Source organism: Pseudomonas bohemica, from assembly GCF_002934685.1.
In the GTDB taxonomy this organism is placed as follows: domain Bacteria; phylum Pseudomonadota; class Gammaproteobacteria; order Pseudomonadales; family Pseudomonadaceae; genus Aquipseudomonas; species Aquipseudomonas bohemica.
Window position 1 is genome coordinate 199,410 of sequence record NZ_NKHL01000120.1, and the last position, 13,050, is coordinate 212,459.

At 59.5% G+C, this 13,050-nt stretch carries 15 protein-coding genes; 8 read left to right on the plus strand and 7 right to left on the minus strand.

The features are described 5' to 3' along the window. Positions 1–596 (minus strand): alpha/beta fold hydrolase (locus tag CE491_RS26600; RefSeq protein ID WP_199885273.1); only part of this gene is annotated, 596 nt, incomplete at its 3' end. Positions 597–785: 189 nt separating this feature from the next. Here CE491_RS26600 and CE491_RS26605 point away from each other — a divergent pair. From CE491_RS26605 to CE491_RS26625, 5 genes are all read left to right on the plus strand, one after another. Continuing rightward, positions 786–1,496: an rRNA pseudouridine synthase gene (locus tag CE491_RS26605; protein WP_110951300.1), complete on the plus strand. Its 711-nt coding sequence runs from the start codon at positions 786–788 to the stop codon at positions 1,494–1,496. Between the two features lie 66 nt (positions 1,497–1,562). Next, on the plus strand, positions 1,563–2,024 hold the full coding sequence (locus CE491_RS26610; RefSeq protein WP_110951301.1) for a YehS family protein: 462 nt from the start codon (positions 1,563–1,565) through the stop codon (positions 2,022–2,024). 31 nt (positions 2,025–2,055) lie between these two features. After that, positions 2,056–2,760, plus strand: coding sequence for a tRNA (N6-threonylcarbamoyladenosine(37)-N6)-methyltransferase TrmO (gene tsaA, locus CE491_RS26615; protein WP_110951302.1), 705 nt, complete (start codon positions 2,056–2,058; stop codon positions 2,758–2,760). A gap of 214 nt (positions 2,761–2,974) precedes the next feature. Next, positions 2,975–4,201: a PAAR domain-containing protein gene (locus tag CE491_RS31090; RefSeq protein WP_110951303.1), complete on the plus strand. Its 1,227-nt coding sequence runs from the start codon at positions 2,975–2,977 to the stop codon at positions 4,199–4,201. Between the two features lie 6 nt (positions 4,202–4,207). Beyond that, positions 4,208–4,669 (plus strand): hypothetical protein, encoded by a 462-nt coding sequence (locus CE491_RS26625; RefSeq protein WP_110951304.1) that lies wholly within the window; start codon positions 4,208–4,210, stop codon positions 4,667–4,669. A gap of 243 nt (positions 4,670–4,912) precedes the next feature. On the opposite strand, the gene fpr is transcribed toward CE491_RS26625, so the two are convergent. After that, positions 4,913–5,692 carry a ferredoxin-NADP reductase gene (fpr, locus tag CE491_RS26630; RefSeq protein ID WP_002554680.1) on the minus strand — a complete coding sequence of 260 codons (780 nt, stop codon included), beginning with the start codon at positions 5,690–5,692 and terminating at the stop codon, positions 4,913–4,915. 121 nt (positions 5,693–5,813) lie between these two features. Here fpr and CE491_RS26635 point away from each other — a divergent pair, with 121 nt between their 5' ends. Next, positions 5,814–6,740, plus strand: a complete 927-nt coding sequence (locus tag CE491_RS26635) for a LysR family transcriptional regulator (protein WP_199885261.1) — start codon at positions 5,814–5,816, stop codon at positions 6,738–6,740. Between the two features lie 24 nt (positions 6,741–6,764). Here the strand turns inward: CE491_RS26635 and CE491_RS26640 are convergent, their stop codons facing one another. From CE491_RS26640 to CE491_RS26650, 3 genes are all read right to left on the minus strand, one after another. Next, positions 6,765–7,133 (minus strand): diacylglycerol kinase, encoded by a 369-nt coding sequence (locus CE491_RS26640; RefSeq protein ID WP_110951306.1) that lies wholly within the window; start codon positions 7,131–7,133, stop codon positions 6,765–6,767. Positions 7,134–7,239: 106 nt separating this feature from the next. Continuing rightward, positions 7,240–7,887, minus strand: coding sequence for a response regulator transcription factor ErdR (gene erdR, locus CE491_RS26645; protein ID WP_110951307.1), 648 nt, complete (start codon positions 7,885–7,887; stop codon positions 7,240–7,242). A 297-nt stretch (positions 7,888–8,184) separates the two neighbouring features. After that, positions 8,185–8,904: a tRNA-uridine aminocarboxypropyltransferase gene (locus CE491_RS26650; protein WP_110951308.1), complete on the minus strand. Its 720-nt coding sequence runs from the start codon at positions 8,902–8,904 to the stop codon at positions 8,185–8,187. A 218-nt stretch (positions 8,905–9,122) separates the two neighbouring features. Between CE491_RS26650 and CE491_RS26655 the strand changes: the two genes are divergently transcribed. Together CE491_RS26655 and CE491_RS26665 are read left to right on the plus strand one after the other, a co-directional pair. Beyond that, on the plus strand, positions 9,123–9,548 hold the full coding sequence (locus CE491_RS26655) for a PA3611 family quorum-sensing-regulated virulence factor (protein ID WP_110951309.1): 426 nt from the start codon (positions 9,123–9,125) through the stop codon (positions 9,546–9,548). Positions 9,549–10,250: 702 nt separating this feature from the next. Continuing rightward, complete coding sequence (locus tag CE491_RS26665; protein WP_110951310.1) at positions 10,251–11,369, plus strand: LOG family protein; 1,119 nt, start codon at positions 10,251–10,253, stop codon at positions 11,367–11,369. A 121-nt stretch (positions 11,370–11,490) separates the two neighbouring features. On the opposite strand, the gene recX is transcribed toward CE491_RS26665, so the two are convergent. Further along, positions 11,491–11,961 (minus strand): recombination regulator RecX, encoded by a 471-nt coding sequence (gene recX, locus CE491_RS26670; protein ID WP_110951311.1) that lies wholly within the window; start codon positions 11,959–11,961, stop codon positions 11,491–11,493. 10 nt (positions 11,962–11,971) lie between these two features. Further along, positions 11,972–13,033 carry a recombinase RecA gene (recA, locus tag CE491_RS26675; protein WP_110951312.1) on the minus strand — a complete coding sequence of 354 codons (1,062 nt, stop codon included), beginning with the start codon at positions 13,031–13,033 and terminating at the stop codon, positions 11,972–11,974. Between the last annotated feature and the right edge of the window lie 17 nt (positions 13,034–13,050).

A 13,050-nucleotide genomic window follows, 5' to 3' on the forward strand; every position in this document is an offset into this window, starting at 1 on the left:
TGGTTGGCGTAGTAGGTCGACTGCTGATATTTGCGAATGCTTTCGGCGCTGGTCTTCAGCTCCCGCGCATACCAGTCATCGAAACTGCGATCCGGCACGCCCTTGGCCTTCCAGTCTTCAAGGCCGATCGGGTTGACCAGCAGCAACTGATCCACCTGATCCGGATACATCAGCGCAAAACGCGTCGCCAGCATGCCGCCCATGGAGTGGCCGACGACGGTCACATGATCGATACCTAAATCGGTCAGCAGCGCCTTGGTGTTCTGCGCCAATTGCTCGAACGAATACGTGTAGTCCGCTGGCTTGCTGGAGCGACAGAAACCGATCTGATCCGGCGCCACCACACGATAGCCTTCGGCCGTAAGGGCCTTGATGCTGCCCTCCCAGGTCGCGCCGCAGAAGTTCTTGCCATGCAGCATCACCACGCTTCGGCCGTTGGGCGTGCCGGTCGGCTTGACGTCCATGTAACCCATCTGCACCTGCGCGCCCTGGGACTGGAAACTGAAGTTCTTTGCCGGAAACGGGTACTGAAAACCTTCCAGCTGTGGGCCATAGGACGGGGCCTGTGCCGCCATCAGCGGCAGGCTGACGCTCATCAGCAATGCGGGTAGCCATTTGGTCACGAAAACGCTCCAGACAGAGTGGGAATCAAGAGCAGACCAACGCCGCCCTCGGAAAAGTCCCTCGAATGGAGTCTGATTCAGGAAGCATTTTCAATGTTGCAGCGATTAACGGTGCTTGCATGGGTACAATAGGCGCCTTTCCCTTCTGTTACGGCTTCTCTCATGACTGACCCCATTCGCCTTTCCAAACGCCTAATCGAGCTGGTCGGCTGCTCCCGTCGCGAAGCCGAGCTGTTCATCGAAGGCGGCTGGGTGACGGTGGACGGCGTTGTCGTCGATGAACCGCAATTCAAGGTCGAGAACCAGATCGTCGTGCTCAGCCCCGAGGCCAAGGCCGATACCCCGCAAGCCGTGACCCTCCTGTTCAACGCGCCCGCTGGCATGAGCCCGGAACATGCGCTGCCATTGATCACACCCGGCACCTTGTCGCCCGAGCACAGCATCGGCAAGCGTCCGCTCAAAGGTCACTTTCTGCGTCTGGAAGCGATTTCGACCCTGCAAGCCAACGCCAGCGGCCTGATGGTGTTCAGCCAGGACTGGAAGATCCTGCGTAAGCTTACCGATGACCGCAGCAAGATCGAGCAGGAATACGTGGTGGAGATTGACGGCGAGATGGTCGCTCACGGCCTCAACCGCCTTAACCACGGCCTGATGTACAAAGGCAAGGAATTGCCGAAAGTCAAAGCCAGTTGGCAGAACGAAACACGCCTGCGCTTCGCCATGAAGAACCCGCAGCCCGGCGTCATCGCCCTGATGTGCGAGGCCGTGGGCCTGAAGGTCGTCTCCGTGCGCCGGATCCGCATCGGTGGCGTTTCCATCGGCAAGGTGCCGGAAGGTCACTGGCGCTACATGACCGACAAAGAAAAGTTCTAACCCTCTTTTTCAGCGCCGCGCGGGACTTCGCGCGCGCTCATACCGATTGATCAGGAAATACGCATCATGATGAACAACGACGTACTGCGTAGCATTCGCTACATGCTCGACATCAGCGATACCAAAGTGGTGGACATCATCAAGCTGGGCGGCATCGACGTCACCAAGGCGCAGGTCACGGCCTTCATGAAGAAAGACGAAGAAGACGGCTTCGAGCCCTGCAGTGACGAGGTCATGGCGCATTTTCTCGACGGCCTGGTGTTCTTCAAGCGCGGCAAGGACGAGAGCCGTCCACCGCTGCCGATCGAACTGCCGATGACCAACAACATCGTGCTGAAAAAGCTGCGCGTGGCGTTCGAACTCAAGGAAGAGGACATGCACGCAATCCTCAAGGCTGCCGAGTTTCCAGTGTCCAAGCCGGAGCTGAGCGCCCTGTTCCGCAAGGCCGGCCACAACAACTATCGCCCGTGCGGCGACCAGCTGCTGCGCAATTTCCTGCGCGGTCTGACCCTGCGCGTTCGCGGTTGAGCGCTGTGAGGCGTTGGATGAGCCAGGCTGCATGAACCAGCGCTACAGCGTGACCCCCATCGGCTTCGTGCGCTCCTGTTTCAAGGAGAAGTTCGCTATCCCGCGTCAGCCACAGTTGGCGCCCGCGGCCCGTGGCGTGCTGGAAATGGTTTCACCGTTCGATCAGGGTGATGCGGTCCAGGGTTTGGAGCAGGTCAGTCATGTCTGGCTGCTGTTTCTGTTTCATGAGGCACTGGAAGAAAAACCGCGCCTCAAAGTGCGCCCTCCTCGCCTGGGCGGCAATCAATCTATGGGAGTGTTCGCGACGCGGGCGACCCATCGCCCCAACGGCATAGGCCAATCGGTGGTCAAGCTGGAAAAGGTCGAGGCAGGTCGCTTGTGGCTGTCGGGGATCGACCTGCTGGACGGCACGCCGGTGCTGGACGTCAAACCCTACGTGCCTTACGCCGACATTATCGCCAATGCCAGCAACGGCATGGCGGCTGGGGCACCTGGGCTGATCCCGGTGTCCTGGGATGAAAGCGCGCTGTCACAAGCCCGCGAAAATGCCCTGCGTCTCGGCGAACCGTTGGTGGAACTGATCGAGCAGTGCCTGGCTCAGGATCCGCGCCCCGCCTATCAAGTGCCTGCGCCAGAACGCCGCTACGGCGCGCAATTCTGGGATCTGGACGTGCGCTGGCATTACCCGCGTCCGGGCCACATATGCGTGCTGGAAGTCGTCGCTGCTGCCAGCTGACACGGTAGGGGCTGTCCGTCGAACGGCGCACCATGCGAGCTGCGTACTGTGCGCCTGATAAATCTTGGGTGAAGCAGCCACTCCCACCGTCGAGCTTCAATGAACGGGCGCTTGCGAAACTTGCTTAGCCTCTGGCCTATCTTCGATAATCCGCCGCTCACGCCAACCAGTGGCCCACAGAAGATGCGCTCACGCATCGGGGCGGAGGCTCAGCATGGATGCACAAGCCGCAGCGCGGCTGGGCGATGAAGTCGCCCATGGATTCGGCGTCGCGGCCATGCTCGCTGGCGCAGTCGCCGGTGCTCTTGTCGGCGCCGCCATCATTGCGGCGACAGCGGCGACCGGTGGCCTGGCGGCAGTGATTCTGGCGGGGTCCATCGCTGCTGGTGGGTTGTCGACGTTCCAGGTGGTCAAGGGGCTTTCGACCATCTTCAATCTGCCCGAACCCACCACGGGGTCGCTCATCAGAGGCAGCCCCAATGTCTTCATCAACCTGCGCAACGCCATGCGTGCCAGCGAGGATATCTCAACCTCGTGCAGCGGATTTCCCATGGGCCACCCCTATTGGCCGTTTCCGGTCACCATCGCCGAAGGCAGCGCCACGGTTTTCTTCAACGGCAAGCCGGCGGCGCGACTGAAAAGCAAGATGACCTGCGGTGCGCACATCAAATCCGGTAGCCAGGACACATTCATCGGCGGACCGACGCTGCGTATGGAATTCGTGCTGGATATCGAGGGCTGGATGCACTCCGGGCTTGAGGCGTTGGGCCTGGTGGCGGCCGCAGGCGCTCTGGTTCTGGCGGCGGTGGCCGGGCTGGCAGTCCTGTTGACCGGCGCGGCATTTGGTGTGGCGGTCTACCGCGGCATGGAGCTGCTGGGCCAGTTGGGGGATCGGCTCGGCCCTGGTTATCGCGATCTGTTGCAGGGCATCGCCGGGTTGGCGCTGCTCGGTGCCGGGCCGAAGATGGCCCGACTGAGTGCCGAGCGCAATGCCGCGCGCCTGGCCAGCCAGATCCAAGTGCTGGAAGTGCGCACTGCCGCGCAGGTAAACGAGGCCTGGGCCGCCGAGGGCAACCTGCCAGCCTGGCTTGAGGGCACCATGGTCAACACCGAGGTGGTGCCGGCCGGTACGCGCTACCAGATGGTCGTCGCCAAGGGCCAGGCCGAAGCCCTCGTTCGAGGTAAGCCCGCGTTCGGTGCTTTCGGCACACCCGACCCCGTTCCCAGCCAGGCCTACGCACGGGACAAACTCGTCATCCTCGAGCGATTCAAAGAGGACGTGTCGCATGTGGTAACCCTCGAAACCACCGCCCCCCAGAAGGTGTACAGTGGCATTACCGGCCCCCTGGAAGACTTCGGCGGCGGCGTCCGTCAGGTGCAGTTCGTCGGTGACAAAAATCTAAAAGTGGTGGGCGCACCCCGCGTGCTGCCGTCGGAGTAAAAATCTGTGATATCTGATTTTGAGGAAGTCCGGGAGGACAGCAAGGTCATCGACGAAAGCATGACCGTAGACCGCATCATCGCTCAGGGATGGGCGCCATGCCGGGTAGTCGACGTGCGCTGGCGCTGGCAGGGGCAGCCTCTAAACATTGCCCATCGCCTGGGGTTGCTGGCGATCGTGGTGCCGGATCGGCAACACCTGGCCATCCTGTGGAACACCGACGAGTCGGGCGTGAATGCAACCCTCTACGTGATCTCCGGCGACCGTCAACAGCAGGTGAAAGTCAGCGATCAACTGCTGATCAATGGCAAGGTCGAACCGGGCGTTTACAGCTGGTTCGAGTACTTCCCCCATGACTCGCCCAGCATTTTTACCTGCATGTTCACCCGCCAGCGCGATCAGGCGATGTTCAGGGTGGATATCGATGCGGCACGCGGCACGGTGATAGCAGTGCTGCCGTCGCGCTGAGCATTAACCCGTAGCCGAGGATCCGAGACGCCGCTGCCCGTCCTCCAACCCTCCTGCTGTGCGCTGGCGGAGAAACAAAAAAACCGCCTGGTCCGTGACCTCCAGGCGGTTTTTTTCAGACGCCAAGTTGCTGTCGCCTGTACTGACTTATTCGCGGATGAATCAGCTCCCACAGTCTATGTGAGAGCAGTTCATCCGCGATTGAGTCCGATCCGAGACCTACTGTCGCCAGCAGGTTGAGTGTCATTTCTCGACGAATGCGCGCTCGATCAGGTAATCACCCGGCTCGCGCATACGTGGCGAAACGGTCAGGCCGAAGCTGTTCAGCACTTCGCTGGTTTCGTCGAGCATGCTCGGGCTGCCGCACAGCATGGCGCGGTCGTCCTGCGGGTTGATCGGCGGCAGACCAATGTCGCTGAACAGCTTGCCGCTGCGCATCAGGTCAGTCAGGCGGCCTTCATTCTCGAACGGCTCGCGGGTAACGGTCGGGTAATAGATCAGCTTGTCACGCAGCGCTTCGCCGAAGAATTCGTTCTGCGGCAGGTGCTCGGTGATGAACTCGCGGTAGGCGACTTCGTTCACGTAGCGCACGCCGTGGCACAGGATGACCTTCTCGAAACGCTCGTAGGTTTCCGGGTCCTGAATGACGCTCATGAAAGGCGCCAGGCCGGTGCCGGTGCTGAGCAGGTACAGATGTTTGCCAGGCTTGAGGTCATCCAGTACCAGCGTGCCGGTAGGCTTCTTGCTGATGATGATCTCGTCGCCTTCCTTGAGGTGTTGCAACTGCGAGGTCAGCGGGCCATCCGGCACCTTGATGCTGAAGAACTCCAGATGCTCTTCCCAGTTGGGGCTGGCGATGGAGTAGGCACGCATGAGCGGGCGCCCGTTTGGCTGCTGCAGACCGATCATGACGAACTGACCGTTCTCGAAGCGCAGGCCTGGATCACGGGTGCACTTGAAACTGAAGAGGGTGTCGTTCCAGTGATGAACGCTGAGGACACGCTCGTGATTCATGTTGCTCATGGTACGTGGGAACTCCTGAAATTTGCATGCGCCAGTCACGGCGCCATTGCGCGATATTCTAGTGGCAGACACAATATCTGTTAACTGGATTATCAAGATATGGGTTATCGGTTATATAGATATGCGATTCACTCTCCGTCAACTGCAAGTGTTCGTCGCTGTGGCCCAGCAGGAAAGCGTTTCCCGCGCCGCCGTGCAGCTGTCTTTATCGCAATCTGCGGCCAGTACCTCGATCACCGAACTTGAGCGACAGTCCAGTTGCCAGCTGTTTGATCGCGCCGGCAAACGCTTGAGCCTGAACGCGACGGGGCGGCAATTATTGCCGCAGGCGGTCGCCCTTCTCGATCAAGCCAAAGAGATCGAGGACTTGCTCAACGGCAAGTCAGGCTTTGGTTCGCTGGCGGTCGGCGCGACGCTGACCATCGGTAATTACCTGGCGACCCTGCTGATTGGCAGCTTCATGCAGCGTCACCCGGAGAGCCAAGTGAAATTGCATGTGCAAAATACCGCCAATATCGTGCAGCAGGTCGCGCACTATGAAATCGACCTGGGTCTGATCGAAGGCGACTGCAGCCATCCCGATATCGAAGTGCAGACCTGGGTTGAAGATGAGCTGGTGGTGTTCTGCGCCCCCCAGCATCCGTTAGCCAAACGCGGTCATGCGACGCTGGCTGAGTTGACCAAAGAGGCGTGGATTCTGCGGGAACAGGGTTCCGGTACGCGGCTGACCTTCGACCAGTCGATGCGTCATCACCTCAATAGCCTGAATGTGCGCCTTGAGCTTGAGCACACCGAGGCGATCAAGCGTGCGGTGGAGTCAGGTTTGGGAATTGGCTGTATTTCTCGACTGGCGCTGCGCGATGCTTTTCGGCGGGGGAGTCTGGTGGCAGTGGAAACCCCCGAGCTGGACCTGGTGCGTCAGTTTTATTTCATCTGGCACAAGCAGAAGTACCAGACTTCGGCCATCCGGGAGTTTCTCGACCTGTGCCGCGCGTTCACGGCCGGGGTTCGCCGCAGTGACGAAATTGTGCTGCCCAGTATTGCCTGAAAGGCTATCGGTATTAGAGAACGCTCAACCCAGCAAAATCAGCGCCCATACCACCGCGATCATGCTCAAAGCGACGAACTGCGCCGCGCTGCCCATGTCCTTGGCGTTCTTGGACAGCGGGTGGCGCTCCAGCGATATACGGTCGATCGCCGCTTCAATGGCCGAGTTCAGCAACTCTACGATCAACGCCAGCAGGCATACTGCAATGAGAATCGCCCGCTCGCCGCGGCTGACGTGAAACACGAACGACAGCGGGATCAGGATGACGTTGAGCAACACCAGTTGACGAAACGCTGCTTCGCCTTTGAAGGCGGCGGTCAGGCCATCGAGCGAATAACCCGAGGCATTGAGAATACGTTTAAGGCCGGTCTGGCCCTTGAAAGGCGAGGTCATAAAGGAAACTACTGATCGATGAAGACGGTGGAGGCTAGTTCAGCGGCGGTCAAAAAAATGTGAAGAGCAGCCGCTGAACGCCCTTGGAAAGTGCCTAACAGACACATCAGTTCGGCGAAATCGATTCCAGTTGTTGCAGCAGCAACGCCGCCTGGGTGCGAGTGCGCACGTTCAGCTTGCGAAAGATCGCCGTCACGTGGGCCTTGATGGTGGCTTCTGACACGTTGAGTTCGTAGGCGATCTGCTTGTTGAGCAGCCCCTCGCATACCATCGTCAGCACGCGAAATTGCTGCGGGGTCAGGCTGGCGAGCCCCTCGCTGGCGGCCTTGGCCTCCGGCGAGACGCTCACAGCTTCATTGACTTGCGCTGGCCACCAGACGTCGCCGTCGAGCACGTTGCGTACGGCCTGCTGGATGATCTCCAGTGAGCTGGATTTGGGAATGAAACCGCTGGCGCCAAATTCGCGGGATTTGACTACCACGGCAGCCTCTTCCTGGGCCGAGACCATCACCACCGGCACCTGCGGATACTGACCGCGCAACAGCACCAACCCCGAGAAGCCGTACGCGCCGGGCATGTTCAGGTCCAGCAGGACCAGGTCCCAGTCGGCTTTTTCGGTCAGGCGCGCTTCCAGATCGGCGATGCTTTCCGCCTCGACCAGCCTGGCGTCGGGCCCCAGGCCAAGGCTGAGGGCTTGATGCAAGGCACTGCGAAACAAGGGATGGTCGTCGGCGATCAGGATTTCGTAGGTCATTTCATGATCCTGTTTATAAGTGGGCGCCGACGGATTCAGCCCCCACGACGGCATCCGGGAATGCCAGCCTGTAAACACGGCACATCAGCGCCAAAAACAGACAACGCAGGCCGTTCGAACGCCCGTGCGGCGCCAAGGATGCCCAGCGAAGCCGGGGTGGTCAAGTTTGACGCTTTGCGGCACAGTCCGCGGCCCTGATTTTGCCGATGTTGACGCTGGAACGGTTGCGGCCAATGGGAGGCCCATGCCCGAGCGATACTTGGCCGATAGGCCGCGAAACCCGTAGGTGGCCTCACCTCAACTCAGCTGGAGAAACGCTTTCAAATAGGTATGTGGAGCATCGTCCGGGTCGATCGGCAGCTGAAACTTCGCCCCCAGGTAGTGCGCGCTGAACACATCCAGATACGCATCCAGTACCCCGGCCGCCTGCCGATCGTCTGCCAGCTCCAGGCACAACGCCGCGACCTCGGCGGTGCAGAAGTGATCGTCGCGTTTCGAACGGCGCAGGCGATAACGCGACATCTGCTCCGGCGCGAGACTCAACACCGGCAGTCGATCCAGATACGGGCTCTTGCGGAACATCTTGCGCGCTTCCGGCCAGGTCGCGTCGAGCAGGACAAACAGCGGGCGCTTGCCCGACTCCAGCTTGACCTCGGTCACCACGCGTTCTGCGGCGACGAACTCGCCGGGGAACACGATATAAGGCTGCCACCGCGGATCGTTCAGCAGTGCGGGCAGCTTTTCATCCACCTCGGTGCGTGACCAGCTGAAGGCTTCGGTGTCCTTGATCACGTCGGCAATCAACCAGCCCGTGTTGGTGGGCTTGAGCGGCTCGGTGTCATACATCAACAGGCAGACCGCCGACCTGGCCGCAACAGTCGGTTTCCACGCGCATAGACAATAACTTTCAATCACCCGACATCCGGAGCAACGCGGTGCACGGGAGCCACGGGCGACGAAAGGCCTGGTGCTGCGGGCCAGCCGTTCGGCTCGCAGACGCGAGACAGCGTGGCTCATGAGGCGTAGCACCTGCACGACGGCATCGGGCAACAGAGAGGAAGCGACACGAGAAACATCCGGCGGCAAAAAGACGGCGCAGTCTATCAGAGCGGCCGAGTCTCTGGTCTCCGCCAAGGCGACTCACCTATACTGCTTGGCCTTGAAAGCCCCAAGTCACCAGTGAACGCCAGCGGTCGCAACCGGTCCAACGACGTTCACTGCCCCAGGAGAGTCTAATGCTGCGCCTTATCGCCCCTACCCTCACGCTTTTGCTCGTCGCTCCGCTGTGCGCCCACGCGGCGTCCAAACAGGATTACGAACTGAATAAAGAGCTGGAACAAGTCGCGGCGAAAAGCAACGTCGGAAAGCCAAACGCAATCAGTGAGGACATCCTCGACCAGGGCTACACCGTCGACGGGAAAATCCTGATCAACCACCTCAGCGTGCAAGCCGGTCAGGCCGAGCAGATGCGCGAGAACCCTGAGCTGGTCGGTCGTCAGTTGGGCACCAGTGTCTGCCGCAACTCCGGCTATCGCCAACTGATGGCCAAGGGCGCGACGCTGCGTTACGAATTCCGCGAATACAAGACCGATCGCCCGATCACCACTCAGCAGATTACCGCAGCCGATTGCGCCGCCAAACCACCTGTGAAGAAGAAGTAACCCGCGCCGTCACGACCCAGTGCGCCGTTGTTGATCCTCGGCGCAACTCGGCAACCAGCGCCTGAAGATAATAAGAACGCCTGCCGTTCTGACTCAGGCGCCTGATGCACTCCTGCTCCAAAGTCGAATGCCTTCTGCATACAGAATCGCTCAGGGAGCGATAAAGACCCTGATCGACTTCCAGTCTGACGATTTCCATTTCATCCCTCCATGAGTTGGCTGCATTCAACGAACGCTTCGCGAGCTCACCTTGATGACTTCCAGCCGACGCCTTTCTGAAAGCCTGGATCTCAAGGCTTCAGTACGCGGTAACGCTATCCAGGTTGCAATGCCGTTTACCTTGCCATGTCATTCTGTAAATCATAGGCAGGCCCGTAGACGGAGCGGGCCGACGGGCGGGATAACATTCGCCACCTTCAGTAAATTCGCATTGCCAGCATTGATGTTTCGGGCACATCATCAAGCCATTGGCTTTTTACTAACAGTCATGTTTTCGAGGCAAAAGGGGGTTGCCTGTCACTGTCGCTGCGCTCAATATTTTTTCTTTTCAACCAAGGACATAAGCAGAATCAGTGTGGCGTCACCCTGTCGCCAACCGAACCGGACCCTCCGCAGAGAGGGGCTAGCAGCAGCGATGCAGGACGCATCGTGACCTCGTCTTACAGGACAGGGTCGTTGATTCTGCAAAAGGAGAAAGTCTGCATGCCTTACGTACCCAATGATGTGCTGTCCCGTCACTTCCAGAGCAACGGAATCGACCTCAGCAAGATTGATGAACAACTCAACCTCATTGCACCCAACAGCCCCAACCTCCCGCTTTACCGCGACATGATGCTGACCGTCCTTCGCATGGCCCAGGACGATCGCAACCGCTGGAATGCCAAGATCACCCTCCAAGCCCTGCGCGAACTGGACAATGCCTTTCGCGTGCTCGAACAATTCCGCGGCCGTCGCAAGGTCACGGTGTTCGGCTCTGCCCGCACGCCGATCGAACATCCGATGTACGCTCTGGCCCGCGAGCTCGGCAGAAAACTCGCCGCAGCCGAGCTGATGGTCATCACCGGTGCCGGCGGCGGGATCATGGCCGCCGCCCATGAAGGCGCGGGGCTGGATTACAGCCTTGGGTTTAACATCACATTGCCCTTCGAACAGCATGCCAATGCCACAGTCGATGGCACCGGCAACCTGCTGCCCTTCCACTTCTTCTTTACTCGCAAGCTGTTCTTCGTCAAGGAAGCCGATGCACTGGTGCTGTGCCCCGGTGGTTTCGGCACGCTGGATGAGGCGCTGGAAGTATTGACCCTGATCCAGACCGGCAAAAGCCCGCTGGTGCCGATCGTTCTGTTGGATGCACCGGGTGGTACGTTCTGGCAGGGCGCACTGAGTTTCATCAAGAATGAGCTGGAGACCAATCGCTATATCCTCGCCACCGACATGAACCTGCTCAAGCTGGTCTATAGCGCAGATGAAGCGGTAGCGCAGATCAACCAGTTCTACAGCAACTTCCATTCAAGCCGCTGGCTGAAGAACACCTTCGTGATCCGGATGCATCATGCGCTTAGCGAAACAGCCTTGGCCCATCTGCAGCATGCATTCGCTGATCTGCGTCTGAGCGATGATTTTCATCAGTACGGGCATCAGGACGCGCACGATGAAGAGCAGTTCAGCCACTTGACCCGACTCGCATTCAAGTTCAATGGCCGCGATCATGGGCGTCTGCGGGCATTGGTTGATTACATCAATCTGAGCGAGAACTGGGCGAAGCCGGTTCAGGCTCAACAGGCCCATGGGCGCGAGCCGTTGCAGACGACTTGCCCTTAATGTTGCAGATCCCCTGTAGCCGCACGGCTTGCCGACGGTGGCGGTGTGTCAGCCATATCTTCATAGCTGACACACCACCACCGTCGATAAGCCGTGCTGCCACAGGTATTTACAGTAATCGTTAGTAATCATCCCCACCCTTGCCACTGAGCAACCGGCTAATGAGCTCCGGCGGGTAGCCGCGATAGCTCAGAAACCTCATCTGCTGACCTCGCTCGCGCGCATCCTTGGGCAACTGCCCTCCAAACTTGCGCTGCCAGGACTCTTCCAGCTTTTCTCGCCAGTCAACTCCGCATTCGCGAAGCGCCAGTTCAATATCCGCCCGCTGCAATCCACGCTGACCCAGCTCTTCGCGAATACGCAAAGGACCATAGCCAGAACGGGCACGGTAGGAAACGAAGCTTTCGAGGTAACGGGATTCGGACAGCAGCCCCTCGTCCGTGAGACGGTCGAGAGCGGCTTCGATCAATTCAGGCGGAGCGCCGCGCTGACGCAGTTTACGCGTCAGCTCGACTCGACCGTGCTCGCGACGTGCGAGCAGATCCATTGCGGTACGCCGTACGGCGACAGGCGTATCAAGCACTATCGACATGACTGCAAGGTCAGATGTCGGCGTCTTCGACTTCAGCTACGTCGTCTTCGGCTACGCGAGACGATTGAGCTTTGACATCAGGTGCTGCAGTCAGCAGTTTTTCGCGGATTTGCTTCTCCAGGGTCGCGCCGATTTCCGGGTTGTCCTGCAGGAACTTGGCCGAGTTGGCTTTACCCTGACCAATCTTGTTGCCTTGGTAGCTGTACCAGGCACCGGATTTCTCCAGCAGACCGTGCAGCACGCCCAGGTCGATGATCTCGCCGTTACGATAGATGCCCTTGCCGTACAGAATCTGGAATTCAGCCTGACGGAACGGAGGAGCAACCTTGTTCTTGACGACCTTGACGCGAGTTTCGCTGCCGACCACTTCGTCGCCATCTTTAACCGCGCCGGTACGGCGGATGTCCAGACGAACCGAGGCGTAGAACTTCAGCGCGTTACCACCTGTGGTGGTTTCCGGGCTGCCGAACATGACGCCGATCTTCATACGGATCTGGTTAATGAAGATGACCAGGCAGTTGGCGTTCTTGATGTTACCGGTGATCTTACGCAGCGCCTGAGACATCAGACGAGCCTGCAGGCCGACGTGCATGTCGCCCATTTCGCCTTCGATTTCAGCTTTTGGTACCAGCGCGGCCACGGAGTCTACGACGATGACGTCGATGGCGTTGGAGCGCACCAGCATGTCGGTGATCTCCAGAGCCTGCTCACCCGTGTCCGGCTGCGATACCAGCAGGTCGTCGACATTGACGCCCAGTTTGCCGGCGTACTCAGGGTCGAGGGCGTGCTCGGCGTCGACGAACGCACAGGTGGCGCCCATCTTTTGAGCTTCGGCGATGACCGACAGAGTCATGGTGGTTTTACCGGAAGACTCGGGACCGTAGATTTCAACGATCCGGCCTTTTGGCAGGCCGCCGATACCCAGCGCGATATCGAGCCCCAGAGAGCCGGTGGAGATAGCAGGAATAGCCTGGCGGTCATGGTCACCCATGCGCATCACGGCGCCTTTGCCGAATTGACGCTCGATCTGACCCAAGGCCGCAGCCAAGGCTTTCTTCTTGTTGTCGTCCATTGAAGTCCTCTCGTAAT

Excerpts from the sequence above, each read along its gene's own strand:
- CE491_RS26605 (WP_110951300.1), top strand. The coding sequence starts at position 786 with ATGACTGACCCCATTCGCCTTTCCAAACGCCTAATCGAGCTGGTCGGC.
- CE491_RS26610 (WP_110951301.1), top strand. The coding sequence starts at position 1,563 with ATGATGAACAACGACGTACTGCGTAGCATTCGCTACATGCTCGACATC.
- tsaA (WP_110951302.1), top strand. The coding sequence starts at position 2,056 with ATGAACCAGCGCTACAGCGTGACCCCCATCGGCTTCGTGCGCTCCTGT.
- CE491_RS31090 (WP_110951303.1), top strand. The coding sequence starts at position 2,975 with ATGGATGCACAAGCCGCAGCGCGGCTGGGCGATGAAGTCGCCCATGGA.
- fpr (WP_002554680.1), bottom strand. The coding sequence starts at position 5,692 with ATGAGCAACATGAATCACGAGCGTGTCCTCAGCGTTCATCACTGGAAC.
- CE491_RS26635 (WP_199885261.1), top strand. The coding sequence starts at position 5,814 with ATGCGATTCACTCTCCGTCAACTGCAAGTGTTCGTCGCTGTGGCCCAG.
- CE491_RS26640 (WP_110951306.1), bottom strand. The coding sequence starts at position 7,133 with ATGACCTCGCCTTTCAAGGGCCAGACCGGCCTTAAACGTATTCTCAAT.
- erdR (WP_110951307.1), bottom strand. The coding sequence starts at position 7,887 with ATGACCTACGAAATCCTGATCGCCGACGACCATCCCTTGTTTCGCAGT.
- CE491_RS26650 (WP_110951308.1), bottom strand. The coding sequence starts at position 8,904 with ATGAGCCACGCTGTCTCGCGTCTGCGAGCCGAACGGCTGGCCCGCAGC.
- CE491_RS26655 (WP_110951309.1), top strand. The coding sequence starts at position 9,123 with ATGCTGCGCCTTATCGCCCCTACCCTCACGCTTTTGCTCGTCGCTCCG.
- CE491_RS26665 (WP_110951310.1), top strand. The coding sequence starts at position 10,251 with ATGCCTTACGTACCCAATGATGTGCTGTCCCGTCACTTCCAGAGCAAC.
- recX (WP_110951311.1), bottom strand. The coding sequence starts at position 11,961 with ATGTCGATAGTGCTTGATACGCCTGTCGCCGTACGGCGTACCGCAATG.
- recA (WP_110951312.1), bottom strand. The coding sequence starts at position 13,033 with ATGGACGACAACAAGAAGAAAGCCTTGGCTGCGGCCTTGGGTCAGATC.